General features: G+C 62.1%; 31 protein-coding genes. 16 read left to right on the forward strand and 15 right to left on the reverse strand.

Annotated features, from left to right (window positions below):
* The first annotated feature begins 4 nt into the window (after nucleotides 1–4).
* Entirely contained in the window at nucleotides 5–367 is a 363-nt protein-coding gene (locus HBJ55_RS05235; protein ID WP_167111743.1) for an antibiotic biosynthesis monooxygenase family protein, read from the forward strand.
* A 38-nt stretch (nucleotides 368–405) separates the two neighbouring features.
* Here HBJ55_RS05235 and HBJ55_RS05240 read toward each other — a convergent pair whose 3' ends face one another.
* From HBJ55_RS05240 to HBJ55_RS05250, 3 genes are all read right to left on the reverse strand, one after another.
* Nucleotides 406–864 carry a cupin domain-containing protein gene (locus tag HBJ55_RS05240; protein WP_167111745.1) on the reverse strand — a complete coding sequence of 153 codons (459 nt, stop codon included), beginning with the start codon at nucleotides 862–864 and terminating at the stop codon, nucleotides 406–408.
* Between the two features lie 56 nt (nucleotides 865–920).
* Nucleotides 921–1,196, reverse strand: a complete 276-nt coding sequence (locus HBJ55_RS05245) for a YrhK family protein (RefSeq protein ID WP_167111747.1) — start codon at nucleotides 1,194–1,196, stop codon at nucleotides 921–923.
* Between the two features lie 150 nt (nucleotides 1,197–1,346).
* Entirely contained in the window at nucleotides 1,347–2,054 is a 708-nt protein-coding gene (locus tag HBJ55_RS05250; RefSeq protein ID WP_167111750.1) for a glutathione S-transferase family protein, read from the reverse strand.
* Between the two features lie 114 nt (nucleotides 2,055–2,168).
* Between HBJ55_RS05250 and HBJ55_RS05255 the strand changes: the two genes are divergently transcribed.
* The 4 genes from HBJ55_RS05255 (at nucleotide 2,169) to sigJ (ending at nucleotide 5,072) form a co-directional block, all read left to right on the forward strand.
* Nucleotides 2,169–3,128 carry a helix-turn-helix transcriptional regulator gene (locus HBJ55_RS05255; RefSeq protein WP_167111752.1) on the forward strand — a complete coding sequence of 320 codons (960 nt, stop codon included), beginning with the start codon at nucleotides 2,169–2,171 and terminating at the stop codon, nucleotides 3,126–3,128.
* A gap of 3 nt (nucleotides 3,129–3,131) precedes the next feature.
* Nucleotides 3,132–3,647 carry a VOC family protein gene (locus HBJ55_RS05260; protein WP_240935981.1) on the forward strand — a complete coding sequence of 172 codons (516 nt, stop codon included), beginning with the start codon at nucleotides 3,132–3,134 and terminating at the stop codon, nucleotides 3,645–3,647.
* A 220-nt stretch (nucleotides 3,648–3,867) separates the two neighbouring features.
* Complete coding sequence (locus HBJ55_RS05265) at nucleotides 3,868–4,200, forward strand: putative quinol monooxygenase (protein WP_167111754.1); 333 nt, start codon at nucleotides 3,868–3,870, stop codon at nucleotides 4,198–4,200.
* On the forward strand, nucleotides 4,200–5,072 hold the full coding sequence (gene sigJ / locus HBJ55_RS05270) for an RNA polymerase sigma factor SigJ (protein WP_167111756.1): 873 nt from the start codon (nucleotides 4,200–4,202) through the stop codon (nucleotides 5,070–5,072). Before HBJ55_RS05265 ends, sigJ begins: the two co-directional genes overlap by 1 nt.
* Here sigJ and gcvA read toward each other — a convergent pair.
* Nucleotides 5,067–5,987, reverse strand: a complete 921-nt coding sequence (gene gcvA / locus HBJ55_RS05275; RefSeq protein ID WP_167111758.1) for a transcriptional regulator GcvA — start codon at nucleotides 5,985–5,987, stop codon at nucleotides 5,067–5,069. The genes sigJ and gcvA overlap by 6 nt on opposite strands.
* 141 nt (nucleotides 5,988–6,128) lie before the next feature.
* On the opposite strand from gcvA, the gene HBJ55_RS05280 reads away from it, so the two are divergent.
* Both HBJ55_RS05280 and HBJ55_RS05285 read left to right on the forward strand, forming a co-directional pair.
* Entirely contained in the window at nucleotides 6,129–6,848 is a 720-nt protein-coding gene (locus HBJ55_RS05280; protein WP_167111760.1) for an FMN-dependent NADH-azoreductase, read from the forward strand.
* Nucleotides 6,849–6,943: 95 nt separating this feature from the next.
* Entirely contained in the window at nucleotides 6,944–7,390 is a 447-nt protein-coding gene (locus HBJ55_RS05285; RefSeq protein WP_167111762.1) for a GNAT family N-acetyltransferase, read from the forward strand.
* Between the two features lie 30 nt (nucleotides 7,391–7,420).
* Here the strand turns inward: HBJ55_RS05285 and arsH are convergent, their stop codons facing one another.
* The 4 genes from arsH to HBJ55_RS05305 form a co-directional block, all read right to left on the reverse strand.
* A complete protein-coding gene (gene arsH, locus HBJ55_RS05290) occupies nucleotides 7,421–8,167 on the reverse strand; it encodes an arsenical resistance protein ArsH (RefSeq protein ID WP_167111764.1) in 747 nt (248 codons plus the stop codon).
* Nucleotides 8,164–9,327 (reverse strand): MFS transporter, encoded by a 1,164-nt coding sequence (locus HBJ55_RS05295; protein WP_167111766.1) that lies wholly within the window; start codon nucleotides 9,325–9,327, stop codon nucleotides 8,164–8,166. Before HBJ55_RS05295 ends, arsH begins: the two co-directional genes overlap by 4 nt.
* A gap of 49 nt (nucleotides 9,328–9,376) precedes the next feature.
* Nucleotides 9,377–9,808 (reverse strand): PadR family transcriptional regulator, encoded by a 432-nt coding sequence (locus tag HBJ55_RS05300; protein ID WP_206022242.1) that lies wholly within the window; start codon nucleotides 9,806–9,808, stop codon nucleotides 9,377–9,379.
* Between the two features lie 112 nt (nucleotides 9,809–9,920).
* Nucleotides 9,921–10,844: a bifunctional helix-turn-helix transcriptional regulator/GNAT family N-acetyltransferase gene (locus HBJ55_RS05305; protein ID WP_167111768.1), complete on the reverse strand. Its 924-nt coding sequence runs from the start codon at nucleotides 10,842–10,844 to the stop codon at nucleotides 9,921–9,923.
* A gap of 153 nt (nucleotides 10,845–10,997) precedes the next feature.
* Here HBJ55_RS05305 and HBJ55_RS05310 point away from each other — a divergent pair, with 153 nt between their 5' ends.
* Nucleotides 10,998–11,729 (forward strand): DUF899 domain-containing protein, encoded by a 732-nt coding sequence (locus HBJ55_RS05310; RefSeq protein WP_167111770.1) that lies wholly within the window; start codon nucleotides 10,998–11,000, stop codon nucleotides 11,727–11,729.
* Between the two features lie 25 nt (nucleotides 11,730–11,754).
* On the opposite strand, the gene HBJ55_RS05315 is transcribed toward HBJ55_RS05310, so the two are convergent.
* Nucleotides 11,755–12,648 carry a helix-turn-helix domain-containing protein gene (locus HBJ55_RS05315; RefSeq protein ID WP_167111772.1) on the reverse strand — a complete coding sequence of 298 codons (894 nt, stop codon included), beginning with the start codon at nucleotides 12,646–12,648 and terminating at the stop codon, nucleotides 11,755–11,757.
* A gap of 165 nt (nucleotides 12,649–12,813) precedes the next feature.
* Between HBJ55_RS05315 and HBJ55_RS05320 the strand changes: the two genes are divergently transcribed.
* Both HBJ55_RS05320 and HBJ55_RS05325 read left to right on the forward strand, forming a co-directional pair.
* Nucleotides 12,814–14,112: an NAD(P)/FAD-dependent oxidoreductase gene (locus tag HBJ55_RS05320; protein ID WP_167111774.1), complete on the forward strand. Its 1,299-nt coding sequence runs from the start codon at nucleotides 12,814–12,816 to the stop codon at nucleotides 14,110–14,112.
* Between the two features lie 82 nt (nucleotides 14,113–14,194).
* Entirely contained in the window at nucleotides 14,195–14,662 is a 468-nt protein-coding gene (locus HBJ55_RS05325; RefSeq protein ID WP_167111776.1) for a carboxymuconolactone decarboxylase family protein, read from the forward strand.
* Here the strand turns inward: HBJ55_RS05325 and HBJ55_RS05330 are convergent.
* A complete protein-coding gene (locus HBJ55_RS05330) occupies nucleotides 14,659–15,498 on the reverse strand; it encodes a PhzF family phenazine biosynthesis protein (RefSeq protein WP_167111778.1) in 840 nt (279 codons plus the stop codon). The genes HBJ55_RS05325 and HBJ55_RS05330 overlap by 4 nt on opposite strands.
* A 155-nt stretch (nucleotides 15,499–15,653) precedes the next feature.
* Here HBJ55_RS05330 and HBJ55_RS05335 point away from each other — a divergent pair, with 155 nt between their 5' ends.
* Nucleotides 15,654–17,255 carry an SLC13 family permease gene (locus HBJ55_RS05335; RefSeq protein WP_167111780.1) on the forward strand — a complete coding sequence of 534 codons (1,602 nt, stop codon included), beginning with the start codon at nucleotides 15,654–15,656 and terminating at the stop codon, nucleotides 17,253–17,255.
* A gap of 83 nt (nucleotides 17,256–17,338) precedes the next feature.
* On the opposite strand, the gene HBJ55_RS05340 is transcribed toward HBJ55_RS05335, so the two are convergent.
* The 3 genes from HBJ55_RS05340 to HBJ55_RS05350 all read right to left on the reverse strand — a co-directional run bounded on the left by HBJ55_RS05340 (nucleotide 17,339) and on the right by HBJ55_RS05350 (nucleotide 20,068).
* On the reverse strand, nucleotides 17,339–18,070 hold the full coding sequence (locus HBJ55_RS05340) for a carbonic anhydrase (RefSeq protein ID WP_167111782.1): 732 nt from the start codon (nucleotides 18,068–18,070) through the stop codon (nucleotides 17,339–17,341).
* A 65-nt stretch (nucleotides 18,071–18,135) separates the two neighbouring features.
* Complete coding sequence (locus HBJ55_RS05345) at nucleotides 18,136–19,395, reverse strand: sensor histidine kinase (protein WP_167111784.1); 1,260 nt, start codon at nucleotides 19,393–19,395, stop codon at nucleotides 18,136–18,138.
* Nucleotides 19,385–20,068 (reverse strand): response regulator transcription factor, encoded by a 684-nt coding sequence (locus HBJ55_RS05350; RefSeq protein ID WP_167111786.1) that lies wholly within the window; start codon nucleotides 20,066–20,068, stop codon nucleotides 19,385–19,387. The genes HBJ55_RS05345 and HBJ55_RS05350 overlap by 11 nt, the downstream gene beginning before the upstream one ends.
* A 293-nt stretch (nucleotides 20,069–20,361) precedes the next feature.
* Here HBJ55_RS05350 and HBJ55_RS05355 point away from each other — a divergent pair, with 293 nt between their 5' ends.
* A complete protein-coding gene (locus HBJ55_RS05355) occupies nucleotides 20,362–20,712 on the forward strand; it encodes a VOC family protein (RefSeq protein ID WP_167111788.1) in 351 nt (116 codons plus the stop codon).
* Between the two features lie 87 nt (nucleotides 20,713–20,799).
* On the opposite strand, the gene HBJ55_RS05360 is transcribed toward HBJ55_RS05355, so the two are convergent.
* A complete protein-coding gene (locus HBJ55_RS05360) occupies nucleotides 20,800–21,069 on the reverse strand; it encodes an EF-hand domain-containing protein (RefSeq protein WP_167111790.1) in 270 nt (89 codons plus the stop codon).
* 189 nt (nucleotides 21,070–21,258) lie between these two features.
* On the opposite strand from HBJ55_RS05360, the gene HBJ55_RS05365 reads away from it, so the two are divergent.
* Together HBJ55_RS05365 and HBJ55_RS05370 are read left to right on the forward strand one after the other, a co-directional pair.
* A complete protein-coding gene (locus HBJ55_RS05365) occupies nucleotides 21,259–22,173 on the forward strand; it encodes a LysR family transcriptional regulator (protein WP_167111791.1) in 915 nt (304 codons plus the stop codon).
* 38 nt (nucleotides 22,174–22,211) lie between these two features.
* Entirely contained in the window at nucleotides 22,212–22,787 is a 576-nt protein-coding gene (locus HBJ55_RS05370; protein ID WP_167111793.1) for a Crp/Fnr family transcriptional regulator, read from the forward strand.
* Nucleotides 22,788–23,272: 485 nt separating this feature from the next.
* Here HBJ55_RS05370 and HBJ55_RS05375 read toward each other — a convergent pair whose 3' ends face one another.
* On the reverse strand, nucleotides 23,273–23,866 hold the full coding sequence (locus HBJ55_RS05375; RefSeq protein WP_338071970.1) for a TetR/AcrR family transcriptional regulator: 594 nt from the start codon (nucleotides 23,864–23,866) through the stop codon (nucleotides 23,273–23,275).
* Nucleotides 23,867–24,007: 141 nt separating this feature from the next.
* Here HBJ55_RS05375 and HBJ55_RS05380 point away from each other — a divergent pair, with 141 nt between their 5' ends.
* Both HBJ55_RS05380 and HBJ55_RS05385 read left to right on the forward strand, forming a co-directional pair.
* A complete protein-coding gene (locus HBJ55_RS05380) occupies nucleotides 24,008–24,409 on the forward strand; it encodes a RidA family protein (protein WP_167111795.1) in 402 nt (133 codons plus the stop codon).
* A gap of 167 nt (nucleotides 24,410–24,576) precedes the next feature.
* Nucleotides 24,577–24,903 (forward strand): antibiotic biosynthesis monooxygenase family protein, encoded by a 327-nt coding sequence (locus tag HBJ55_RS05385; protein WP_167111797.1) that lies wholly within the window; start codon nucleotides 24,577–24,579, stop codon nucleotides 24,901–24,903.
* Nucleotides 24,904–24,947 lie beyond the last annotated feature (44 nt).

Consider the following 24,947-nt stretch of genomic DNA (forward strand, 5'->3'; position numbering starts at 1 on the left):
CTCCATGATCGCCGTTATCTTCGAAGTCATCCCCAAAACCGGCCGCCGCGACCAGTACTTGGACATCGCCGCCAGCCTGCGCCCACTGCTCGACGAGATCGACGGTTTCATCTCCATCGAACGCTTCGAGAGCCTGACCCAGCCGGGCAAGATCCTCTCGCTCTCCTTCTGGCGCGACGAGCAAGCCGTGGCTCAATGGCGCCAGCTCGAACGCCATCGCAACGCCCAGGCCCAGGGCCGCGAAGTGGTCTTCGACGATTACCGACTGCGCGTGGCCACGGTGCTGCGCGACTACGGCATGAACGAACGCGAACAGGCGCCTGCCGATAGCCGCGAGCGTCACGATCCTGATTCTCGCTCCGAGTGAAAGCATTCTGCCCCGGTAAGCCCTTACTTACCGGGAAGCTAGCGCTGGATATACTCAATGGCCGCGTGGTCGATCAGGTTCCATTCGCCACTGTTGCGATATAGCCGCTTGCCCTGGCGTGGGTAGTCGCATACGTCCTGGGCCAGTCGCTGACCTACTACCAGGCATACCAATGGTTCATCGCCATCGTTGTACATCTCATGGGCCACGCCGTTAGTGGGGCAGCCGATGAAGTCGCCGGGGCCGATCGGCCGTTTCTGCTCGCCCAGTGTCACCATGCCACGCCCCGAAAGGACGTAGATGGCCTCCTCCTCGTAGCGATGGCAATGGTACTCGGTCGAAAAATGGCCGGGAGGCACGCTGATCTGGTGGATCCCGAGCTGGGTCGTGCCCACGGCCTCCCCCAGCGACTTGTTGATGCGCACAGCCTTGGTGTTGAGGAAGTGCACTTTCCTCACGCCCTCAAGGGCTTCGATATCCTGTGCCGATAGGAACATGCTCGCAGTCCTCCTCGGTTGACATTGAATCGTTACCGCTTCTCGCCACGCCTGCCTCAACTCTCCCAATGACTCGACGGCATTCGCTGGAGGTGGAGGTGGCTCACCAGACGAATAGTGGGGCGAATCAGGAACTGAAAACTGCCGACGATAAACAGCCATGCAGCGACTCTTTCCATACTGGGGTAGAGAAACAGGATGCTGCCGGCCAGGAACCAGATGGCAATCAAGAAATCGTTGGCGATGCTGAGCGTCTCGTAGCGGCGTCGTATCACCAACTCCTCCCGCCCGAAATGCAAGGTGAGCGGGTTATCGAGTCGTGTATCAGGCATGAGGGGACATCCTATTCCGAGGTGCTTGAGCAGGTCTTTAAGGTCAATAGTAACCTCTTCCTCTGGATATCCCTGCAGCCGCGCCCTCACTGTTGGCTCATCCCGGGCGGAAACGCCGGGGAGGCAAGCTCTCCCCGGTCATGCCATGCCTCAAGCGGCCAAGCGTGGCTCGAGTTCTTTCAAGGTGACATGCCCCCTGAAGTGCCCCTGCCCCTTTGGCTGTTCGCCGCGCTCGATGGCCTCGGCAAACTGCACGGCAGGATCGTCCCTTAGCTTTGCCAGATGCCGGGCCAGGTTGGGATAGTCACTCTCGAGATCGAACAATCGGTGATACTCGGCCCAGCGGGCGATGCCGACGAAGTAGGCATCCGCCATGCTGCGCTCATCGCCCAGCAGCCACTCACGATCAGCCAGCAAGCCATTGAGATAAGCACAGCCCTCAGCGACTTTTTCGCGGCCCAACCGGCGCAGCAGTGCCTGCTCCACGCCATTCAAGCCCTGGGTCTCATAGAGCGCCCATAGCGGATTGAAGGCCGAGAAGAAATCGGTATTGAGGTAGGCCAACATGTGGTTCAAGCGATCGAATTCCCGGCTGCCCTGCTCGAAGCCCAACCGCGTGCCGAGATCGCGTGCCGCCAGGTTTTGCAGAATCGCCAGGCTCTCGCTAAGCGGCTCGCCATCTTCAAGCAATAAAGACGGGGTCTGGAACAGGGGATTCACCTTGGCGAAAAGCGGATCCCAGGGTTGCTCCAGCATTTCGATGCGGCACAGCCGATAGGGCTGGCCGAGCCACTCGAATGCCACGATAGAGCCGAACGAGCAGCCTTGCGGTACGCCATAGAAGAGAACGGGTTCCATTGTCTTGCTCCTTGCTGAGTTTGGTGAAGAAAGCCAGGCCTCCGCGGCTGGCCTTGTCAGCAAGGTAATGGCTAAATAGGGCAAATAGCGTCCTATTAAAGACGGAAATTCAACTTGGCCAACCCCACCGTTCGCGTCCTCACGCTGCTGGAACTATTACAGGCCCACCGCCACATGAGCGGTAGGGAACTGGCCGAGCGGCTGGGCGTCGACCGCCGTACGCTGCGACGTTATATCCAGGCCTTGGAGGAGCTCGGCATTCCTGTCACCACTGAGCGGGGGCGGCACGGCGGCTACCGCCTGATGCCCGGTTTCAAGTTGCCGCCGCTAATGCTGACCAGCGAAGAGGCGCTTGCCGTCTCGCTGGGGCTACTCGCCATGCGGGGGCTGGGCATCGCCGAGACAGCCCCGGCGCTGGAAACCGCGCGGGCCAAGCTGGAGCGGGTCATGCCCGCCAAGTTGAAGCGGCAGGTGCACGCCCTGAGCGAGAGCGCACGGCTTGAATTGCCTTCGGCACGCACCCCTGGCGACGAACGCCTGCTGATCCTGTTCGCTACTGCCACCCAGGCCCGCCAGCGGGTCCGGCTCGACTATCGCGACGACCGAGAGCAGAACACCCGGCGCGTGCTCAATCCCTATGGGCTGGTCTTTCGCGGTGGGCGCTGGTACGTCAGCGGCTGGTGCCATCTGCGCCGCGATCTGCGCAGCTTCCGCCTGGATCGCATCGCCGAGGCCACGCCGCTCGAGGCCAGCTTCGAACGCCCCGTCGACTTCGATCCCGCCGAGCATTTGCACCGCAGCATCGCCAGCCTGCCCCGCGCCACCGCCGTCAGCGTGCGCCTGCACACCGACCTTGCCCATGCCGTTGAAGAACTGGGGCGCAATATTGGCATGTTCACGCCCGATGGAAATGCCGTGATGCTGCACGCCCACACCGACAGCCTGACCTGGCTCGCCCGTCAGCTTGCTCGACTGCCCTTCGACTTCGAAATTCTCGACCCACCCGGGCTTCGCAACGCCCTCGCCCAGCAAGCCGATCGTCTCCAACGTCTGGCCGTCCAAACTGGCCGTTAGAAAATGAGCGTGAATGTCGAAAGCGACTATGTTGAATCGATGAAGGGAAGTAACACCTACAACAACCCCTGGAGCCCCACCATGCAGCTTTCCACCTACCTGATTTTCAATGATAACTGCCGCGAAGCCTTCGAATTCTATCAGCGTTGCCTCGACGCCAAGCTCGAGGCCATGGCAACTTACGGCGAAATGCCCGCCAGCGAAGGCATGGAAATTCCTCCGGAAGCCCGCGACCTCATCATGCACGCCCGACTGCGTATCGGTGACCAGTTACTGATGGCGTCGGACAACTCCCCTTGCAGCCCTGCACCCTACGAAGGCATCAAGGGTGCGAGTATTGCGATCGGCGTCGACTCGGTAGAGGAGGCCGAGCGGCTCTTCAACGCGCTGGCCGACAACGGCACCGTGCAGATGCCGCTAGAGGAAACCTTCTGGGCGCACCGCTTCGGCATGTTGGTGGACCGGTTCGGCGTCGCCTGGATGATCAACTACGAGAAGGAGGAGCAGGCCGCCGCCTAGCGCCTCGCCATCTCGGCACCTAGCCGCCCGGCCGGCAGAACGACGCAGCACGGACCTGGCCGCCGGGTGGCAATAAACGGAGCGTGGCCTCTCAATCGAAAAAGGGAAAGTGAAGAAACGGAAAGAATGGAACCGTTCATGTCACACGGTGCCCTCCTGAATCGTCATGACAGTGATGGCCGTTCGGCCTTCATTACCCCCAACGATTCAGGAGCCACACATGAGCCAGAGCACGCTTTTCATCACCCACAAGGCACTTCCCGGCAAGCGCGACGAGGTGCGGCGCGCCTGGGAGACTCATCTGGCTCCCAGTATCGAGGCGCGCCAGATCCATGACGCCTATTTCTACTGCTACGACGACAGCGATCCCGATACGATCCGCGTCTTCCAGCGCTATGTCGACGGCGCGGACCCACAGGCCTTCATGCAGGGACCGGCCTATGACGCCTATATCGCCGCGGTGTCGCCCCTGCTTGCTCATCCGCCCAAGGTCCACGCCGCCACGGTGGCCTGGGCCAAGAGCATGGCGGCTCCGGTAACCGAGACAGCCTGATGCCTTCTGCCGACTTGTTGCGCTTCGAAGAGGCTCGTCCCATGCTGTTGGGGCTGGCCTATCGCATCCTCGGCTCGCGCGCCGACGCCGAGGATGCGGTGCAGGATACCTTTCTCAAGTGGCAGGCGGCGGATCGGGAAACGATCGAGGCGCCCATCGCCTGGCTGACCACAACCTGCACGCGGCGCTGTCTCGACCTGTTGGGCAATGCTCACCGGGCCAGGGTCGACTATGTCGGCGCCTGGCTACCCGAGCCCATCCCCACGCCCGCCGTTGCCGCTGCCGAGGATGGCGCCTTGCTCGCCGACTCGCTCTCCACCGCCTTCCTGCTGCTGCTGGAGCGGCTGTCGCCCAAGGAGCGGGCCGCCTATCTGCTGCATGAGATCTTTGACATCTCGTATGCCGAGATCGCCGCCATGCTCGAACTCAAGGAGCCGGCCTGCCGCAAACTGGTCTCCCGGGCACGAACCAACCTTCAGACGGCCGAGGAGAGATACGCCCCGCCCCGCGAACGTCAGCAGGCACTGCTCGAAGCCTTCCGGCTCGCCGTTGCCGAAGGCGCCACGGCACGGCTCGCCAATCTACTCTCGGCCGAGGTGCGCCTCAGCGCCGACGGCGGCGGCAAGGTACCCACCCTGCTCGAACCATTGCATGGTCTAGAGGCGGTGCTGGCCTTCCTGACCAGCCGGTTGAGTGAATACTGGGCCAACTACCAATGGCGCGAAGCGGATATCAACGGTGGCCCCGGCGTCGTGATGCATCGAGGAGGAAACGTCGTCGCCACGGTTACCTTCGGCTACGACCGCTCAGGACAGGCCAGCGACATCTTCATCGTGCGCAATCCCGACAAGCTGGCAAGGCTGACGCTATGAATGCCGCTCGACAATGGAACGGCAGGCGCTCTCTCTGGACGGGGAGTCCAACAGTCCCATGATCCAGTCGCGCACGGCAGCAATAGCCGGCTCCTGGAGTCGCTCGGGTGGGTAGACGAGCTGGAAGGGAGCGGCCTTTATCTCGGGGCCGAACGGCTGAACCAGGCGCCCCTGACGCAACTCCTCCTCGATCAGGTATCGGCTCATCAGGGCCACGCCCTGCCCGTCCAGCGCGGCGGTGATGCCGTGGGTTTCGTCGGAGAACAATAGCCTGGCGCTGACGTCGAGCCCCGGCACTTGGACCTGGCGCTGCCAGGCCGCCCAGTCCACCGGCGTGGGCGAAGAGAAGTGGAGCAATGTGTGACGCACCAGCTCGGCAGGTTCCCGCAGCTCAAGCGCTGGGCTGCAGGCCGGTATGAACACATTGTCGAATAGCTTCTCGGCCGCCAGGCCGGGCCAGGGGCCCTCACCATAGCGAATCGCCATGTCGGCGACGACACCATCCAGCGCGACCGCTTCGTGAGAGACCTGGATGCTCAGGTCTATCTGCGGATGCGCGTCACGCAGCAAGCAGACCCAGGGCAGCAGCCAGCGTGCGGCGACAGCCGGCGTGGTGGAGAGTGTTATCGCCTGCCGCGCCGGCGGCCGGCGCAGCTTGGTTATCGTCTCGGCGATGGCATCGAAGGAGTCACTCAACACGCTTAGCAGCGTCTGGCCCTGGGCCGTCAGCACCAACTGCCGCGGTCGCCGGACGAACAAGGCGACATCCAAGCTCTCCTCCAGTTGACGAATCTGGTGACTGATCGCCGTCGGCGTGACCGAGAGCTCCTCGGCCGCCCGCTTGGCACTGAGCTGTCGCGCTGCTGCCTCGAAAGCGCGCAGGGCGGAAAGGGAAGGCAATCGACGTGGCGTCATGGCTGAGTTTTATTTTCCGTTAACGAAAAAGAATCGTCGTTTGTCGGCCTGCCAGAACTCAGGCTTATATAAAACGAGCCATCAAGCAAGGCTGAAAGCAACTCATCTTAGCGATCCTACACCCAGCGAAGGAGAAAGCCCATGACACGTCTACTTCACCTCGATGCCAGCCCGCGCCCCGGCCGAGCCGGTAGCCATGATCACGGTTCGCATACTCGCCGCCTGACCCACCACTTCGTTTCCCGCTGGCGCACGCTGGAACCGGACGCCGAGGTCGTTTATCGCGATATCGGCTCGTCCTCGCCACAGCTGACCAGCGTCGAATGGATCGAAGCCGCCTTCACGCCCCCCGAGCAGCAAACCGATCCGATGCGTACAACGCTTACCGAGAGCGATGCGCTGGTCGACGAAGTCGTACGAGCAGACATCCTGGTGCTCGGCGTGCCCATGTACAACTTCGGCCCGCCAGCCGCCTTCAAGGCGTGGATCGACAACATCGTCCGCATTGGCCGCACCGTCGACTTCGACCCGGAGTATGGCGCCCACCCCCACCTGCCTCTGGAGGGCTACGTGCCCCTGTTGGCCGATCGTCCGCGCCACGCTGTACTACTCTCCTCCCGCGGTGGCTACGACTTCGGCCCGGGGCGCCCCCTTGCCAAGCTCAATTATCTGGAACCGAGCGTGCGCGCCGCCCTGCAGTTCATCGGTATCGGCGGCTTCCAGGACATTGCCATCGAGCACCAGGAGGAAGGCGGCAAGGCGCTGGCGGCCTCGATTGAGAGGGCCTTGGCGCATATCGATAGACTGGTCGAGCGCTTGCATCGTGAGTTGGCGACACCACGCCTGATGCAGCCGGCGTGAAGGACAGCTTGCCGGATAGCCAAACGCCGGGGCGTATGACGCCCCGGCCGAGCCGGTAGCCTCGACCGGATAGCGCTTCGTCGAAAGGACACCATATGCTCATCAAGCGAGTACCCAGCGCCGAGGCACCTCTCGATCTCCTGTTGGAGGCCGATCCCTCGATAGACACCATCAAGCGCTATCTTGAATCCTCGATCTGTCATGTCGCGACAATCGAGGGGGAGACCGTGGGCGCCCATGTCATCCAGCCTATTGGCGACGGCGTTTATGAACTGATGAACATCGCTGTTGCCCCGGCGTACCAAGGGAAAGGCATTGGCACGAAGCTGCTGGAGCACGCCGTGAACATGTCCCGCAAACTGGGCGCGCAGCGCCTCGAGCTGGGGACCGGCACCTTCGGCTACCAGCTCGCCTTCTACCAGCGCGCGGGGTTTCGTGTCATCTCGGTAGAACGGGATCACTTCCTCACCCACTACGACGAGCCGATCTACGAGAACGGCATTCAGCACAAGGACAGGCTGCTGCTGGCCCTCGAGTTCTGATTAGCCCACCGATCCCCGAAACGTATACCCCTAAGAAGCCTGACTCACCGCCGCCTTGTCCGTGACCGGGTCGGCCTTGGCGCCGGCCGCCTCGCGGCGCTCCGAGTAGCGGTCGACCAGCGTCTCGGCGTGGGGCCGCAGCAGCACGGTAAAGCGCACCAGCTCTTCCATCACGTCGACGATGCGGTCGTAGAGCGGCGAGGGCCGCATGCGCCCGGCTTCGTTGAACTCCTGGTACGCCTTGGGCACGCTGGACTGGTTGGGAATGGTGAACATGCGCATCCAGCGCCCCAGCAGGCGCAGAGTATTCACCGCATTGAACGACTGCGAGCCGCCGCTGACCTGCATTACCGCCAGCGTGCGCCCCTGGGTGGGCCGCACCGCTCCCATGCTCAGCGGCAGATGGTCGATCTGAGTCTTCATCACGCCGGTGATCTGGCCGTGGCGCTCGGGGCTGCACCACACTTGCCCCTCCGACCAGATGGCCAGCTCGCGCAGCTCCCGGACTGCCGGGTGGTCGTCGCCCGCCACCTGGTCCGGCAGCGGCAGGTCGGAAGGATCGAAGATACGCGTCTCGGCGCCGAAATGGCGCAGCAGCCGTGCGGCCTCCTCCACCGCCAGGCGCGAAAAGGAGCGCTCGCGCAGCGAACCGTAGAGCAGCAGGATACGCGGCGGATGGCCCAGCGGATCGGGCAATCCATGGCCGGGTTGGCGAAGAGCGAAACGCTCGTCGAGAGCCGGTAAATAGTCAGGGTCGGACAGCGTGCAAAGCCTCATGTCGCCTCCTTCATGGTATGGGTCTGCAAAACGAACAGCGCCACCAGGGCCGTCAGCCCCAGGGCAGAGGAGAACAGCAGCGCCTGGGTGCCGAAGCGCTCGATCAGCAGGGCGAAGGCCAACGGTGCCAATGCCTGGCCGAAGCGTGCCGGTACCATCAGCACCCCCTGGCGTAGGCCATAACCGTGAGGACCGAAGATGGCCAGCGGCAGTGTGCCCTTGGCGATGGTGAGAATGCCGTTGCCGGCGCCGTGCAGCAGCACGAACAACGTGGCCAGCGGTGCGCCCAGCGTCATCACGCCGAGCGCTCCGAGTGGATGCGCGACCACGGCAAGTTTTGCCGAAAGCAGCGGATGGCAACGCTGCAGCAGCGAGAACTCGAGCAGACGCGCCGCCACCTGGGCCGGCCCTACCAATGCCGCGGCGGCAATGGCACCAGCGGGCGACAGGCCTGCGGTCTGCAACAGCCATGGCAGGTGCGCCGCCATGCCGGTGCTGACGAACCAGGTCACGGCGAAGACGAAGGCCAGCAGCGCCATGGGCAGCCAGGTCGTCTCTCCCTCGGCCGCTGACGCCTCGGCGGCAGGAGCGGGCGGCTGAATACCGAAGGGAATCAACAGGCGATTGAGCGGCAGGCCCAGCAACAGGTGTACCGTTGCCCAAATGAAGCAGGCGTTCTGCCAGCCGAATTCGGCGTTGAGCCAGCCAGTGATTGGCCAGCACACCGTGCTGGCAAAGCCCGCCAGCAGGGTAATTCCTGTGATGGGGCCACGCGCCTCGTGACCGTAGAGCCCAGCCAGGGTCGAGAAGGCCGATTCGTATAGCCCCATGCCCATGCCGACCCCGATCACCAGCCACCCCGCCCACAGCATCAGGGGCCCAGCGGCCAGCCCCAGCAGCACCAGCCCCAGGGCGAACACCAGGCTGGAAACCGTCAGTACGTCGCGCCCGCCGAAGCCATCGATGCGCCTTCCCACCGCTGGCCCAAGTACCGCCGAGACCACCAGCGCCGAGGAGAACGCCGCGAATACCGTACCGGTGGACAGGCCGAGGTCTCGGGCCATGGGTACGGCAAGGATCGCCGGCAGATAGTAGGTCGAGCCCCAGGCGAGGGTCTGGGAAACGCCCAAGGCGACGACCACACCGGTGCGCGAGCTCATCGCCTACCTCGATCATCGAGGTATCCGGACCTGAAAAGACGCCCTGCGCTCATCCTTCCCCTTCCTCCTGATTCGCTCGATTCGCCTTCCTACCACCCGCCGTGCGACGGCTCTCGAGGATGCAATCCGTGGCTTCCAGCCAGGCATCCACCGCCACCTGGAAGGCCTCCCGTCCCTTGTCCGTCAGCGCATAGACCTTGCGCGAGCGCCCCTGCACCACCTCGGCTGATGAGCTCAGGTACCCGCCCGCCTCGAACTCGTTGAGCATCGGGTAGACCGTTCCCTCCGAGGGGCTGCAGCATCCCTTGGTGCTCTTCTCCACTGCCTGAACAACCTCATAGCCGTGCATCGGCTTGCGGTGCAGCACGCTGAGCACGAAGAACTTCGACAGCGACATCTTGATCGTGCCGCGCCAGTAGGAAGGGTCGCTGTAGTCGGGGATCCGGCGGCCGGCGGCCGCTTCGGATTTCGCTTTGGTCATGGGGGAAAGCTATACCTCGATGATCGAGGCGTCAAGCGGAGCCCAACATCGCCCAAGCCGACTCGCCAGCCTGCGCCATACCGTATAGCCTGAAAAGAGAGCCAGTTCAGCGCTACAGTTCTCGGCTCCAGACTTGGCCTATCAGGTCCTTTCCAAAGCTGTGGTGAGGCGCTTCCTCCACCAGCTCGAAACCGGCTCTCTCATAAATCCTTCGTGCACCAGTGAGCACGCTATTGGTCCACAAGACCATTTTCTCGTAGCCGATCTGGCGGGCAAATCTCAGGCATTCATCCACGAGGCGGCCACCTATTCCAAGGCCTCGCGCGCAGGGGTCGACGTAGAGTAGTCGCAGCTTTGCGGTCACATCGTCTTCGCGAACGACGAACACCGACCCAACGATTCTTCCATGCTTCTCGGCGATCCAGCACCGCTCCCAACGTGGATCGAAATCACGCAAGTATTTAGCGACGATCTCAGCTATCAGCGCTTCGTACTCCGTGTTCCATCCGTACTCCTGCGCATACAGAACGGCCTGACGATGAACGATCCACCCCATGTCGCCCGGTTGCGGGTCGCGCAGCAGGTAGCTTGAGTCCACTTCGCTGAGCAGGCTCTTGATCTGGCTCATCGCCTCGACTAATTGATGCTGCTCAGGCTCCGATAGTCGTTTCAACACGGCTATCGTCTCTTTCTGGGAAGCCTCGTCCAGCGGCATGAAGGTCGCCCGACCCCGGTCCGTCAGCTCCAATTGTGCAGCCCGCCGATCGGAAGGTGAGGGAGTCTTGGCGATGAGCCCTTTCCTCTCGAAACCTGTGAGCACGCGACTCACATAACCCGCATTGAGGCCCAGCTCACGACAGATATCCGAGCTGGTCAGCAACGGCTTATACGCCAGTTCATGCAGAATGCGAACCTCTGTCAGTGAGAACTGACTCTCCAGGAGATGCTCGTGGAGCACCCCGATCTGCCGTGTGTAGAAGCGATTGAAGCTCCGTACGCTCCCGGCACGCTCATCAAGCCGCTGATCTGTTCCCATGAGATCTCCCCCGCCAGTTAATTGCCTAAAGCAAACATTTAGTTGCCAAAGGCAAATATGTCAACAGTACCGAGAGCAGCACTCCCCCACCTGTCGAATCCGCCCCCTCCAGGACGACTACTTCACGCAACGTCAGCAACAGGAGAAGTCCTCATGTCAGCGCACAATGGGATGCCCCACCCCGTCGTCTCCCGCGATGAATGGCTCGCCGCCCGCAAGGAACTACTCAAAAGGGAAAAGGAACTCACCCGCCTGCGCGACGACCTGAACGCCAAGCGCCGCGCCCTGCCGTGGGTGAAGGTCGAGAAGGAATACGTCTTCGATACGCCAGAAGGCGCCAAGACGCTCGCCGAGCTATTCGACGGGCGCAGCCAGTTGATCGTCCATCACTTCATGTTCGGCCCCGGCTGGGAAGCGGGCTGCATCGGTTGCTCCTTCGCGGCCGATCACATCGAAGGCACACTGGTGCATCTCGAGCACCATGACGTCAGCCTGGTGCGAGTCTCTCGAGCCCCGCTCACCGAGATCGAAGCCTATCGCAAGCGCATGGGCTGGCAGGTGAAGTGGGTCTCCTCGCACGACAGCGACTTCAACTACGACTACCAGGTTTCATTCCGACCCGAGGAGATCGCCAAGGGAGCAGTCATCTATAACTACGCCACGGCCAACGTTTCGATCGAGGACCTGAGCGGCCTCAGCGTGTTCTACCGGAGCGCCAATGGCGATGTCTTCCATACCTACTCGACCTACGGGCGCGGCGACGAACTCGTCGACAGCACCTACATGCTGCTCGACATGACGCCCAAGGGCCGCAACGAAACGGGGCCTCATCACAACCTGATGGACTGGGTGAAACGTCACGACGAGTACGAATCGGCGGGGTAAGAAAACGCACCGCCGCAACGACCGTTTACTGTTGAGCTTGGCGGCCATAACGCCGCTGCACATGGTCGAGGTAACCGCCCGGCGTGAAACCGGTCACGGCCTTGAAGTCATGGATGAAATGCGATTGGTCGAAGTAACCCACAGCGAAGGCGGTATCAGTCAACGAAGTTGTCGCCCCGCTCTGCTTGATCAATTCGCGGCTGTGGGCGACGCGTAGCAACCTGGCGTAACGCTTGGGCGAAAGCCCCACATGGCGCTGGAACAGGCGCTCCAGCCGGCGCTGGCCGAACGGCAGCTCGTCGACCAGCGCGGCAATGCTGCCCTGGCCATGATGGCGTTGGAGCCAGCCAAGCGATGCCATCAAACCTGACGGCACTCGCTCCGAGTGGCGCAGCCTGTCCAGCAGGTATTCGTCCAGTAGAGCCAGGCGTTCGGCCAGATCAGGTGTCCGCCACAGCCGCTCGTGCAGCGCGTCGAGTTCGAGCCGGCGCAGGGCATCCCCTGGCGTCAGCCCTTCACCGGCCAGGGCCGACAGCGTATCGCCAACGAAGGGGAACGCCATGCCCGGTAAGAAGCGCACTCCAAGAAGATCGAGCGAGGTACCTACCGCCAGCCGCGCTGTACTCCGCTTGGGGCCGTCGATCCAGCAATCGCCATGCACTCGTTCGCCGTCGCGTTCGAGCGTAGCGCCGAAGTTGAACAGCAGCCCCGTGGCGCCATCCGGGTGCAGCAGCTCCATGCCCGCCGACTTGCCGCCGCCACCCTGCCACCTCGCCTGCCAGTAGCACTGCACGTAGGGGCGCAGCGCCGCACCGGGCGCGTAACGCTCGAGCTTCAGGCCGACGGTTACCGCCTGCGCAGGCCGAAAATTTCCAATGCCGATGCTGCCTGCCAGGTCAGGCTGGGAAACCCCACTCATGTTCGAAGCTTCTCCAGCAAAGGGTGAACCACCCGAGGCGGCCATTCACAGCATGCCTGAGCGCGGATGTAGATAAGCAAAAAGTCCAACCATCCTCTTCGTCCAGTTGTAGAGTAGGGGGACCATTTCTCAATTGCCTAATCTTTCATACTAGCGGAGTCATACATGGACAGAACGCGCATCATGGTCGTCGGCGGTGGTGCCGGCGGGCTGGAGCTGGTCACACGCCTCGGGCGGCGCCTGGGGAGACGCGGCAAGGCCGAGATTACCCTGATAGACCGCAATACGACCCACATCTGGAAACCCCTGCTGCACGAGGTCGCTACCGGAACGCTCGACTCCAGCATCGACGAGATCTCTTACCAGAGCCATGCTCAGCTCAATGGGTACCGCTTCCAGCGCGGTACGCTCGAGGGCCTCGACCGCGATGCCCGCCAGTTGCGCCTGGCGCCGGTGCTCGATGACCACGGCCAGGAAGTACTACCGGCACGCACCCTGGATTACGACCTCCTGGTGCTGGCATTGGGCAGCGTGAGCAACGACTTCGGCACGCCCGGTGTCTCCGAGCACTGCCACTTTCTCGACAGCCCGGCCCAGGCCGAAGCCTTCCGCCACGATATGCTCAACACCTTCCTGCGCTACAGTGACCCCGAGAGGCGTCACCATCCAAGGCTGACCGTAGGTATCGTCGGAGCCGGCGCCACCGGGGTAGAGCTGGCGGCGGAACTCTATGACGCCTCGCGCATGTTGCATAGCTACGGCTTCACCGAGATGGATAGTCGCCACTTGGAGGTCCACCTGATCGAAGCGGCACCGGACGTTCTGCCGGCCCTGCCCGAGCGTATTCGCGGCGCCGTGCGTACCGAACTGGAACGCCTGGGCGTGCAGGTACACACCGGCACCCGAGTGGTATGCGTGGAGCAGAATGCCATCGTAACCGCCGACGAAGCACGTATCGAGACGGACCTCAACGTGTGGGCGGCAGGCATCAAGGCGCCCGATATGCTGCGCGAACTGGGGCTGACACTGGAGCGCAACCAGCGCATCAAGGTCGAGCCGACACTGCAGAGCGTCGACGACCCCAACATCTTCGTCTTCGGCGACTGTGCCAGTTGCCCGCAGCCGGACGGCTCCGTGGTGCCGCCGCGGGCCCAGGCCGCCCACCAGCAGGCCCAGCGGCTCTACAAGAACCTGCTGGCCCGGCTCGATAACGGCACGCTCAAACCGTTCCGCTACCGCGACCGCGGCTCGCTCATCTCCTTGGCCCACTTCGAGGCGATCGGCAGCCTGATGCGCGGCGCCTCGGCGCGCAGCCTGTTCATCGAGGGCCGGCTGGCCAAGTTCTTCTATGCCTCGCTCTACCGCATGCACCAACGCGCCATCCACGGCACGGCCAAGACGGCGCTCATCCTGCTCTCGGACGGGCTCAATCGCTTCATTCGTCCGCGCATGAAGCTGCACTGAGCCGACGGGTCGAAAATCTACAATTCTGCCCGTGATTCATCGGGCTAGGGTGGGGCTTCCATTCACTTACGGAGCCCCACCCATGCGCATGAACTACTTCTCCGCCAGCCCCGCCGGGCTCAGGGCCATGCTCGACCTGCAGAGTCACGTTCACAAGGCAGCACAAGAGGGCGAACTGGGCGACGGCCTGCTGGGTTTGATCTACACCCGCGTGTCGCAGATCAATGGCTGTGCCTACTGCATCGACATGCATACCAAGGACGCGCGCAAGGCCGGAGAAACCGAACAGCGGCTGTACGCTCTGAGCGCCTGGCGTGAAACGCCCTTCTACACCGAGCGCGAGCGCGCCGCCCTGGCCTGGGCCGAGGCCAACACCCTGATTGCCGGGAACGGCATCGACGATGCCTTGTACGAGGCCACCCGCGAGCACTTCTCGGAGAAAGGGCTGACCGACCTCACCCTGGCGATCTGTACCATCAACGCCTGGAACCGCCTGTCGATCAGCTTCGCCGCCGACGCCGGCAGTTACCAACCGGCTGAGCGCGGCTAGGCATCCAGCGAGACCGCCTGCCCGGTGACGACGATGCCACCCGAGAGCGGAATATCCACCTGCAGGCGGCTGGGCCGCCCCATCGTCTCGCCCTGCCGGATCGTCAGCTGAGCAGGCGCCTGGAGCAAGCCGGCGTCGCGCAAATAGCCGCCCAGCGCCGCGGCGGCCGCGCCGGTGGCGGGGTCCTCCACGACGCCGCCCACCGGGAACGGGTCGCGGACGTGGAAACGGTCTTCGCTCTCGCGCCACACCAGTTGCAGCGTGGTCAGACCCTCGCGCAGCATCAGCGCCTTGAGCCCTTCGAAGTCGTATTCGAGCCGTTCCAGGCGCGCTTTCTCCTCGCACGCCAGTACCAGGTGCCAGGCGCCTGCATAGGCACGGGCGGGCGGAATCGCGAGATCGAGCTCCTCCGCCTGCCAGCCGAGCAGTTCACGCACCTTCTCGACCAGCTCGGGCTCGGCGGGGCGAAACTCCGGCGTCACCGATACCAGCGATGCCTGCCACTCCCCTTCCACCTTATTGACCGTGACCATCACCTCGCCCACAGCCGTATCCAGCATGTAGCTGCCCGCCCCGCTCAGTTGCCCCAGCAGCACACCGCTGGCTACCGTGGCGTGGCCGCAGAAGCTCACCTCCGCCTCGGGACTGTAGTAGCGCACCGTGCGTCGCTCGCCCGTGGCCGGTGCGATGAAGGCGGTTTCGGAATAGCCCACCGCGGCAGCGATGCGCTGCATCTCCGCCGGCTCGGGCAGCGCCTCGCCCAGCCACACCCCGGCGGGGTTGCCGCCACTGGGGTCGTCAGTAAAGGCAGCAAGACGATAAAGGGTGCCGCTCATGGGGAACTCCTTCGGTGCGATACGTTCTTCCCATCTTGGGGCGAGCCGTGGAGAACGCAATGGTTGATCCTGAGTTTCGCTCATGCCGGTTTCGGCATAGTCTTGGGCTACGCTCCACAAAGGGAACCAGTATTAGTGAAAAAGGGAGACCGGATATGACCGAGCAGCATGGACCACACGCTGAGACCGAGGGCACACCCGGGGAACAAGGAGCAGGTGGACGTTCAGCCAGGCTGACATGGGGATTGCGCGCTTTCGGGTTGCTCTTGGCGCTGCTCGTCTGGATCGCCATGGGCTATGCCGATGGGCTGCCATCGGATGCACGCTGGGTCGCAACGATAGCTACCCTGATGGCGGTCTGGTGGATGACGGAAGCGATTCCCCTCTCGGCCACCGCCCTGCTGCCGATCGTGCTGATTCCGATGCTGACGGAGCGGACCGTCAACCAGGCCACGGCGCCCTATGCCAGCCCCATTGTCTTTCTTTTCCTCGGTGGCTTCTTGATTGCCATCGCCATGGAGAAGTGGAACCTCCATCGCCGCATCGCTCTTTTGACGCTGGTCCGGGTCGGGGTCGAGCCGAAACGGATCGTACTCGGCATGATGCTCGCTACGGGATTTCTGTCGATGTGGGTCTCCAACACCGCGACCACACTGATGATGCTGCCGATCGGGCTCTCGGTGCTGCGCCTGGTGGCAGACCGCAGCGGCGAAACTGCCGAAACGGCCTCCTCGGGCCACGACCACCACCGGGCCGGCCACGTCGACTTCATCCAAGACGACAACATCAAGCGTTTTGGCGTCTGCCTGCTGCTCGCGATCGCCTGGTCGGCGAGCATGGGCGGCCTCGGCACCCTGCTCGGCAGCCCGCCGAACGCCATCGTTGCCGGTTATGCTGCCGACGAACTGGGCCGTAATATCGGCTTTCTCGAATGGATGATGCTCGGCGTGCCACTGGCCTTCACCTTTATCCTGGTGGGCTGGGTACTGATGACCCGGGTGCTCTACCGCTTCGACGTAGCCGAAATTCCTGGCGGCAAGGAAATGATCGAAGGCGAAATTCATAAGCTCGGTCCGCTCAGCCAGGGCGAGAAAATGGTGATGACCGTCTTCGGCTCGGCAGCGTTCCTGTGGGTCGTTCCCGGTGTTCTCGGCAACATTCCGGGGGTGGGCGAGTGGCTGGGGCCGCTCGGTGCGCTCGATGATACCGCCATCGCTATCGCCGCCGGCATCGCCTTGTTCATCCTGCCCGCGAGAGGCCGCAGCGAGATGGTACTGAATTGGCATGATGCCGAGGACGGGCTTCCCTGGGGCGTGCTGCTGCTGTTCGGTGGCGGCCTGAGCCTCGCCGGCGCGGTTGCAGGAACCGGCCTGGATAGCTGGTTCGGCGAGCAGATCACCGGGCTGGAAGTGCTCCCGGTCCTGCTGTTGGTTGCCGCCGTGGCAACGATCGTACTCTTCCTCACGGAAGTGACCAGCAACACGGCAACGGCCGCAACCTTCATCCCCGTGCTCGGGGGCGTGGCGGTGGGTATCGGCGCCGACCCGATGACGCTACTCATCCCCGCGGCCTTCGCCGCGACCTGCGCCTTCATGCTACCTGTCGGCACGCCACCCAACGCTATCGTTTTCGGCACCGGAGCGGTCACTATCGCCCAGATGGCACGTGGCGGGTTCGTTCTCAACCTGATCGGGGTCGTATTGATCACCGGCTTCTGCTATCTGCTCGGCGGGCTCGCACTGGGGCTGCAGTTCTGAGCGTGCGACAAGGAGGCAGGAGTAAAAAGAAACTGAACGGCCTGAGCCCTGTGCATGACGGGGCTCAGGCCATCATGCGCCGATCACTCCAACACAGGGCGCGCGTTGACCTCTTGCACGGGGCGGTTGTTGTGGTGGTGATCCATCACATCCAGAAATTGCTCGATCTGCTCTTCGGATGCGGTAATCGGCTGTTTCATCACCAGCCAGCGCACGCCCTCGGAGCAAGGTGGGGTGGTCAATGAACCATTGAACCGATAGTAATCACGCACCGAAGGCAGGATTCCCAGCGGGGAGATGTCCGACGTCAGAGCTACCGTTTCGCCCTTTTCCGGCATTTGTGCCCACGCCGCTGCCAGCGCATCGTTGGCCTCTCCCTCAGTCACCATGACGGCTACTACGGCCAGGTTGCCATCCTCGTCGGCATGTACGAGGTGCCCTTCCATGGGAAAGGATTCGCCATGGATGAGGTTTTCACTCGGCACATGAAAATGGAACTGCTTCAGTTCGAACTCGATATCGTCAACGGTAATGGTGTCGCCAGGAAGTACATTGACCTGAACGGTATGGCCGTTATTGAGGATTTCCGAGCCGCCATTTTCATAGTGGAAAACGATTGGCTCCAGCTCGGCGTCAATGAACCCTGTCAGGTTGATGGGCGACTGATTGCTTCCCGCACAGGCGCCATACTCCGGGCTGAGCTGTGCCCAGTTCTCGGGGCCGGTGTCGCCGGAATAGCCCCAGGTGGGGCTATCGCCGGCAAAGGCGACGCTTGAAAGCAACGACATGGCCACGGCAAGTGCTGTTCTCTTCATGGTGTCCTCTTGAGGGTCTTGTCAGGGGGAGTCGACAAGCTAACCCGGCGGACGTCAAGAACGCGTTAAGAGAGCGATGTGGCCAAAACAGGAGGAAACGTCAGGACGAAACGGGTTCCCCCGCCTTGCGGAACTTCCAGGCGCACCTCCCAGCCGATATGCTCGACCACGCGCTTGACGATCGACAGGCCCAGACCCGTACCTTCGTGCCCCGCCCCTTCGCCGCCATGAACGAATCGTTCGAACAGCCGCTCGCGTACCCCTTGGGGGATCCCCTTGCCGGTGTCTTCGATCACCAGCCGGCCAGCGGCTAGGTGCACGAGTATCAAGCCCTCTTCGGTATGCTGGCAGGCGTTACGCAGCAAATTGCCGATCATGATCCCGGCCAGTTCGGGGCGGACGTCGGCCCATATCCGTTCCGTCCACTCCAGCCTGCATTGAACCGGCTTTCCACTCAGCAGGGGCCGACAGCGCTCCATCTCCGACTCGACGATGGCGTTGAGAACGATACGCGGCGAATCCAGCGAATCGGGTGCGCGCGAGAGCAGGAGCAGTGCACTGACACGCAGCGAGGCTTCGGCAGCCACGCGCCGGATGCGCTCCGCCGCGGCATATTCCCTGGAATCTACCGGCACTTGCGTGGCCAGCACTTCCGCCGCACCGAGCACGATGGTCAGCGGTGTGCGCAGCTCATGGCTGACGTCGCCGGTGAACAGTCGCTCGCGTTGCAGGAACTGCTGCAATTTGTCGGTGCGCTTGGCGAAGGCTCGCGCCAGTGAACCGATTTCATCCTGCGCCGAAAGCGAAGGCAGCTCAGTCGGGCCAGCATTACGGCCGACCGCATCGGCAAGCGCCGCGACCGGCGCGATCACGCGCCGGGCACTCAGCATACCGAGCACGGCGGCGAGCAGAACACTGACGACGAAGCCGACCGCCAGCGCGAGGAGGATGACCAGCTCCGTATGCTCGATTTCACCCATCTCCTGCACCACGGCATAACGATTCTCGCCCTGGTTCCGTAACAGGACATGCACCTGTCGGCCGCCGAGCATCAGCTCATGATCGCCGGCGGGTAATTGCCGCAACGCGGCTGGAATGCCGTTATCTACCAGGAAGCGCACGTCCGGTGGCGCATTCGGCACAGCACCCAAGTGATGCAGAGCGATCAATCTGTCCGCCATCTTGGCGAGTCGTGCGTCGATTACCTGTTCTTCGATGACCGTTACGGCGACGTAGGTCACCACGCTAAAGGCGCCGGCCACCGCGATAGTAAGCAGAACGTAGGTGAGTGCGATGCGCTTCTTGAGCGAAAGCCTAGGCGTCATTGGGCACCATCAAGCGATAACCGGTGCCTGGCAAGGTCAGCAGCATAGGGTAGGAGAAAGGCTTGTCGAGCGACTGACGCAGCGTATGGATATGCGTTCGCAAGGCATCGCTATCAGGTGGATTGTCTCCCCATATCTCGCGCTCTATCGATTCGCGGGTTATCAACTGCGGCGCGGCATGCATCAGCGCCGTGAGAATCTTGTAGCCCGTCGGCGTCAGCTCGAGTGGCTGTCCGGCGCGGGTGGCATCGCCGGTACCCAGATCGAGCCGAAGTTCGCCGAAGACCAGGACCGATTGCACATGCTCGTTACGCGCTCGGCGCACCAACGCCTTCAGCCGCGCATCCAGTTCGGGAAGGGAGTAAGGCTTGACCAGGTAATCGTCGGCACCCACCTCGAAGCCGGTCAGCTTGTCGTGCACCGAATCGCGTGCCGTCAGCATCAATATCGGTGTTGCCAACCGGTGCTCCCGACGCAGCGTCCTGCATACCTCCACGCCATCCATGCCCGGCAGCGAAAGGTCGAGGATGATCGCGTCGTGAAAAGATCCCGTAGCGCAGGAGACGCCCGCATCGCCATTGCGCGCCACGTCCAGCGTATAACCGAGCGGTTCCAGATACCCGTACAGATTCGCGATGATATCCGGGTTGTCCTCGATGATCAGAACATGCATGAGTTGCCCATCTAAGTGCTGGGCAGGGACTTCCCGCTCCCAGCCTGCACGACATGATGCCCACACAATCTTCCAGCTGTGGTTCGTTCGCACCCATGCGCTTCGCGGCCTCGCCGCGATTCCAGAGTCAAGAGTATGTAGAAGTCACGTTGGATGCAAAGCAGCGCGACCGCAGGTCGTCAACATCGACGGCCAAGGCAGCGCCCGCTTCATGCGAGTGGCACGACCCAAGCGATGCCACTAGCTTTAGTGCGAAACGAGCTCAGGCATACCAACAAGAATCGAGGTAACACATGAAGGTCAAACGCATCATGTCCAACACCGCGACATCGGATTTCGACAAAGCGGCCGCTTTCTATGGAGAAATACTGGGCCTCGAGCTGTTCATGGATCACGGCTGGTTTCGAACGTACGGCTCGGATGAAAGGATGATGGTTCAGGTAAGCTTCGGCACAGAAGGCGGCTCGGGCACACCCGTGCCCGATCTTTCCATCGAAGTCGACGATATCGAAACGGCGCTATCACGCTTCGAGAAGGCAAACGTACCCATCGAATACGGGCCGGCCAGCGAGCCCTGGGGCGTGCGGCGGTTCTATGTCCGCGATCCGTTCGGCAAGCTCATCAATATCCTGCAGCATGAGTGAACAGGCGAGACCGCATCAACAACGAAAAAGGGAGGCCTCAGGCCTCCCTTCTTCATTTTCAGGTTGTAACTTGTGGCGAACCAACGATCAACGCGGGCGGAAGTTGAACTCCTGACGTGAGATAGCGCCGTTATGGTCGCGGTCCAGGATGACGAAGACTTCAGGCAGGCTGCCCGCCTTGGCCTCTTCACGGGAAATGCGGCCGTCGCCATCCTGGTCCAGTTGTTCGAAGCCATTCTGGCCCGAGGCGTTCGAGGAAGCGGTGGGCGGAATCAGCTCTTCTGCGCCCATTTCGGCAAGGGCGACACCCGAGGAGAGGGCCAGAGCAAGGAACAGTGCGGTTTTTTGAGCTTTCATGATATCTCTCTCGCTTTCCAATACAGGGGGGTAGAGGTTCGGCACTCGCGTGACGACTGATTCCTGAATGCCGACCGATGGTTGTATTCTATAGATCACCAATCCTTGCACTAGACCCTTTTTTTCTAACGTTGCGTTTCCACCAGGAAACGAATAACGTACCGCTACTACCCCACCGGTACCGATGCGATGCACGACCTCAACGACCTCTACTACTTCCATGCCGTGGTCACGTATCAGGGCTTCTCGGCTGCCTCGCGCCACATCGGCGTGCCCAAGGGAACGCTCAGCAAGCGCGTCGCACGCCTCGAAGAACGGCTCAAGGTGCGCCTGCTGGAGCGTTCGACCCGCAAGATACGCACTACGGACGTAGGGCATTCGTTCTTCGAACACTGCCAGACCATGCTCGCCGGCGCCGAAGCCGCAGAGACGGTAGTGGCACAGGCCCACGCGGAGCCCAACGGCATCGTGCGGCTCAGTTGCCCGCAAGGGCTGATCCAGAATCTCATCGAGGAGGTCCTGCCGGCATTCATGAAGACCTACCCCAAGGTTCGCGTGCATATGCTGGTCTTCGATCGCCGTGCCGACCTGATCGAGGACCGGCTCGACATTGCCATTCGCGTGCGCAGCAAGACGGACCTGTCCGATGCTTCGCTGATCATGCGCCCGCTGGGGCAGAACCATCTGGTGATGGCGGTAAGCCCGGCCGTGCATGCCGCCTGCAAGCGGGGGTTGACCATCGACGAACTCGCGGAGGTGCCGACACTCTCGATGGGGGGTGAGACGGACGAGGTTCGCTGGGAGCTGACGGGGCCGAACGACGAGACCCGTGTGATCGACCTGCGCCCCCGGCTGATGTGCAGCAATTTCGACATGCTGCTTGCGGCAGCGTGCCAGGGGCTTGGCGTGGCGCTCCTGCCTATCCACATCTGCCGCGTGAGCTTCGCCAAGGGCGAACTGGTACACGTCCTGCCGGAGTGGCGCTCACCCTACGGCACGATCCAGGCGGTCTTCTCCAACCGCAAGGGGCTCGTGCCCTCCGTCAGGGCATTGATCGACTTTCTCGCTCAGGCCATCCCCTGCAAACTCTCGGTCGAAGTCTGAGAAAGGCCCGCCTCTAATATACGTTACTGCGAGGGGATATGCGCACCATTATCGAGAATGCCCTATCGTCAAAAGATGGCCACGTCATCGATTCCGTCGTAGGGCTTTTTCAATCGCGCACTTTCGCTAAAGGGGAGACCCTGCTTCATCAAGGGGACATTTGGAGCCATGCCTTCGTGATCGAACGAGGGCTCGTGCGGATGCATCTCATTGGTAGAGATGGCAAGGACTTCAACAAGAATTTCCTCCTCGAAGGAGCGCTGTTTTGTCCCATTACTGCCGAGATGGAAGAACAGCCCTCTCTCTTCGCCATCTCGGCACTGGAGTCTTCCTTCATCTGGCAGGCTCCGATTTCAGCGCTTCGGTCCACGCTTGTGGGGCATGGCCTGTGGGAGCCGCTGCGCAGTGAGCTGCTTGCGCGACTGGTAAGCCAGAAGCTGCAACGTGAGCATGACCTGCTCACCCTTGACGGAAAATCCCGATACCAGCAACTCTGCCAAAGCAAGCCGCATCTCGCTGCCCGCGTTCCGGTGGCGCATCTGGCAAGCTATCTAGGCCTGACGGATGTGTCATTGTCGAGGATCCGTAGGCAACTCAAGCAGGAACAGGAGTGAACATTTGTTAAGGCGCAGCGCCGCCCAGCGCTCCTAGAGTCGGTTGCGTCACCATCCATAGAGAGTTCGCCATGAAACTCCACTCGACTCCTCAAGTTGCTGCGGCCTGCCTAGCCGGCCTTCTCCTGCTCGCGGCCGTAATGTTCGTTGCGATGCTCGTCGGTAAGGAACCACATCCGCCCGCTGCGCGAGGCCCCTACCTGGGTGCCGTCAGTGCGCTCTCTCTTGTCGCCATCTGGCTGTTGATGGCACAGGAGCGCGCCGGCATATGGGCAGGCATGCTCGCCCTGCTGGCCTTCGTGCCGGCGGTCGGTCCGCACAAGTTCTGGACGGAGCCCGCCGCACAAGCGCTAGCCCCTCTGATCGCGGTTGGCTCCCTCCTGCTTAGCACTGGAGCTGCGAGTCTCTTTTGGGCCGAGAAACGGCACCGTGCGCCCAGTCGTGAAAGACCCAGTTGAAATGAAACCAGCATGTCTCTTTCGACGTTATCTTTCGGCTCGTAGCAAGCCGGCAGCGAGCTGACGAAAAGCCTCGACGGCCTTGGGGAGAACGGCACGAGGATCGTCGGCGGCGGCAATCCACAGGGCGGCGTTGAGCGCTGCACCATTGATCAACCGGGCAGCGGCCTCCGCGTCCACCGGCTTGACGGTGCCCTCATCGATGAGGGCCTGGAGAGTCTGTGTCGTACGCAGCAGGCACGCATTCTGGTTGGGCCATTGCGAGGGGTCGCCAAGTACGGCCGGCCCGTCCAGCAGCATGATGCGCTGGACTTCCGGCTCCAGCGCCATTTCGATATAGGCCACGCCCTCCTCGAGCAGGCCATCCCAGCGGTTTGCCGCCTGATCCTGAGCGGCCAGCATCCGCTCCACCATCTCACGGTCGATCTGGTCGACCACGGCCTGCAGCAGCCCCTGCTTGCCGCCGAAGTTGTGGTAGAGCGCCCCCCGCGTCAGCCCGGCTTCAGCGGTGAGCTCATCCATCGAGGCGGCCGCATAGCCCTTGGCCGCGAAGGCCTTGCGAGCGGCTCGAATGAGCTTGGCCCGGGTCTCCTCCATCATCTGTGCACGTTTCGTGGCCACGACACACTCCTCAAACCTGCCTGCACGCTAGCTGGCCAACTTTAACATACAAAGCGTATGCGCATTGACATACGATGCGTATGTGGCCCAGCATGTCACATACGGGGCGTATATCAACTCCCCTCCAACCGGAGCAGAACGATGGCCAAACGCGATGCAGTGTTCCCTGCCGGCCGGCAGGCGCTATACGAGATCAACCGCTATTCGGCGGCGATCCGCTCAGGCGACTTCCTGTTCGTCTCGGGCCAGGTCGGCAGCCGCGAGGATGGCTCACCCGAGCCGGATTTCGAAAAGCAGGTCCAGCTAGCTTTCGATAACCTGGCGGCCGTTCTCGAAGCCGCCGGCTGTACCTTCGACGACATCGTCGACGTGACCACCTTCCACACTGACCCCGCCGCCCAGTGGGAAGCTATCGACAGGGTACGAACGAAAGCGATTGGCGAACCGCCCTACCCGAACTGGACCGCGGTGGGCGTGAACTGGCTGGCGGGTTTCGACTTCGAAATCAAGGTCATCGCGCGGATTCCCCAACCGACAGCGTAATCCCTCAAGAGCACACCGCCGCCTGATCAAGGGCGGTGTGCATCAATCGATGTTGACCTCAACTTATCTTCAGGTTCTATGCTTCCTGCATGCGGAGCGATGGCAGGGTCCCACCTCTCACCTGCTACGCAAAAAAACTACTTTCCATCGTCAGCAAGGAGGCACTCATGGCAAAGAGTCTTCCCATCTTTCGCGTCGACAAGTTTTCTGTACCTGAAGCCGCTCGAGAAGAATTCCTCAAAAGAGTCCACGACACGCATCAAGTACTACGACGCCAGCCAGGATTTATTAGAGATTCGCTTCTAGAGCAAGTAGCGGGCTCAGGAAGGTTCAACATCGTGACGATAGCGGAATGGGAGAACCAAGAGGCGATTGATGCTGCCCGCTTGGCAGTCACCAAGGCTCATAGAGAAAAAGGTTTTGACCCACAAGAAAGCATGGCTCGACTTGGAATCGAGGCCGACATTGCGAATTATCAGCCTATTGAGCCCTGAATTCGAATCAGGAGTCCGTGATATTGGACATCGAAGGCTGAAGC

The organism is Billgrantia bachuensis (genome assembly GCF_011742165.1).
GTDB lineage: Bacteria > Pseudomonadota > Gammaproteobacteria > Pseudomonadales > Halomonadaceae > Halomonas > Halomonas bachuensis.

Bases quoted from the DNA above. Each gene is read 5' to 3' on its own strand.
- HBJ55_RS05235 (WP_167111743.1), top strand. From the start codon at position 5: ATGATCGCCGTTATCTTCGAAGTCATCCCCAAAACCGGCCGCCGCGAC.
- HBJ55_RS05240 (WP_167111745.1), bottom strand. From the start codon at position 864: ATGTTCCTATCGGCACAGGATATCGAAGCCCTTGAGGGCGTGAGGAAA.
- HBJ55_RS05245 (WP_167111747.1), bottom strand. From the start codon at position 1,196: ATGCCTGATACACGACTCGATAACCCGCTCACCTTGCATTTCGGGCGG.
- HBJ55_RS05250 (WP_167111750.1), bottom strand. From the start codon at position 2,054: ATGGAACCCGTTCTCTTCTATGGCGTACCGCAAGGCTGCTCGTTCGGC.
- HBJ55_RS05260 (WP_240935981.1), top strand. From the start codon at position 3,132: ATGAGCGTGAATGTCGAAAGCGACTATGTTGAATCGATGAAGGGAAGT.
- HBJ55_RS05265 (WP_167111754.1), top strand. From the start codon at position 3,868: ATGAGCCAGAGCACGCTTTTCATCACCCACAAGGCACTTCCCGGCAAG.
- sigJ (WP_167111756.1), top strand. From the start codon at position 4,200: ATGCCTTCTGCCGACTTGTTGCGCTTCGAAGAGGCTCGTCCCATGCTG.
- gcvA (WP_167111758.1), bottom strand. From the start codon at position 5,987: ATGACGCCACGTCGATTGCCTTCCCTTTCCGCCCTGCGCGCTTTCGAG.
- HBJ55_RS05280 (WP_167111760.1), top strand. From the start codon at position 6,129: ATGACACGTCTACTTCACCTCGATGCCAGCCCGCGCCCCGGCCGAGCC.
- HBJ55_RS05285 (WP_167111762.1), top strand. From the start codon at position 6,944: ATGCTCATCAAGCGAGTACCCAGCGCCGAGGCACCTCTCGATCTCCTG.
- arsH (WP_167111764.1), bottom strand. From the start codon at position 8,167: ATGAGGCTTTGCACGCTGTCCGACCCTGACTATTTACCGGCTCTCGAC.
- HBJ55_RS05295 (WP_167111766.1), bottom strand. From the start codon at position 9,327: ATGAGCTCGCGCACCGGTGTGGTCGTCGCCTTGGGCGTTTCCCAGACC.
- HBJ55_RS05300 (WP_206022242.1), bottom strand. From the start codon at position 9,808: ATGACCAAAGCGAAATCCGAAGCGGCCGCCGGCCGCCGGATCCCCGAC.
- HBJ55_RS05305 (WP_167111768.1), bottom strand. From the start codon at position 10,844: ATGGGAACAGATCAGCGGCTTGATGAGCGTGCCGGGAGCGTACGGAGC.
- HBJ55_RS05310 (WP_167111770.1), top strand. From the start codon at position 10,998: ATGTCAGCGCACAATGGGATGCCCCACCCCGTCGTCTCCCGCGATGAA.
- HBJ55_RS05315 (WP_167111772.1), bottom strand. From the start codon at position 12,648: ATGAGTGGGGTTTCCCAGCCTGACCTGGCAGGCAGCATCGGCATTGGA.
- HBJ55_RS05320 (WP_167111774.1), top strand. From the start codon at position 12,814: ATGGACAGAACGCGCATCATGGTCGTCGGCGGTGGTGCCGGCGGGCTG.
- HBJ55_RS05325 (WP_167111776.1), top strand. From the start codon at position 14,195: ATGCGCATGAACTACTTCTCCGCCAGCCCCGCCGGGCTCAGGGCCATG.
- HBJ55_RS05330 (WP_167111778.1), bottom strand. From the start codon at position 15,498: ATGAGCGGCACCCTTTATCGTCTTGCTGCCTTTACTGACGACCCCAGT.
- HBJ55_RS05335 (WP_167111780.1), top strand. From the start codon at position 15,654: ATGACCGAGCAGCATGGACCACACGCTGAGACCGAGGGCACACCCGGG.
- HBJ55_RS05340 (WP_167111782.1), bottom strand. From the start codon at position 18,070: ATGAAGAGAACAGCACTTGCCGTGGCCATGTCGTTGCTTTCAAGCGTC.
- HBJ55_RS05345 (WP_167111784.1), bottom strand. From the start codon at position 19,395: ATGACGCCTAGGCTTTCGCTCAAGAAGCGCATCGCACTCACCTACGTT.
- HBJ55_RS05350 (WP_167111786.1), bottom strand. From the start codon at position 20,068: ATGCATGTTCTGATCATCGAGGACAACCCGGATATCATCGCGAATCTG.
- HBJ55_RS05355 (WP_167111788.1), top strand. From the start codon at position 20,362: ATGAAGGTCAAACGCATCATGTCCAACACCGCGACATCGGATTTCGAC.
- HBJ55_RS05360 (WP_167111790.1), bottom strand. From the start codon at position 21,069: ATGAAAGCTCAAAAAACCGCACTGTTCCTTGCTCTGGCCCTCTCCTCG.
- HBJ55_RS05365 (WP_167111791.1), top strand. From the start codon at position 21,259: ATGCACGACCTCAACGACCTCTACTACTTCCATGCCGTGGTCACGTAT.
- HBJ55_RS05370 (WP_167111793.1), top strand. From the start codon at position 22,212: ATGCGCACCATTATCGAGAATGCCCTATCGTCAAAAGATGGCCACGTC.
- HBJ55_RS05380 (WP_167111795.1), top strand. From the start codon at position 24,008: ATGGCCAAACGCGATGCAGTGTTCCCTGCCGGCCGGCAGGCGCTATAC.
- HBJ55_RS05385 (WP_167111797.1), top strand. From the start codon at position 24,577: ATGGCAAAGAGTCTTCCCATCTTTCGCGTCGACAAGTTTTCTGTACCT.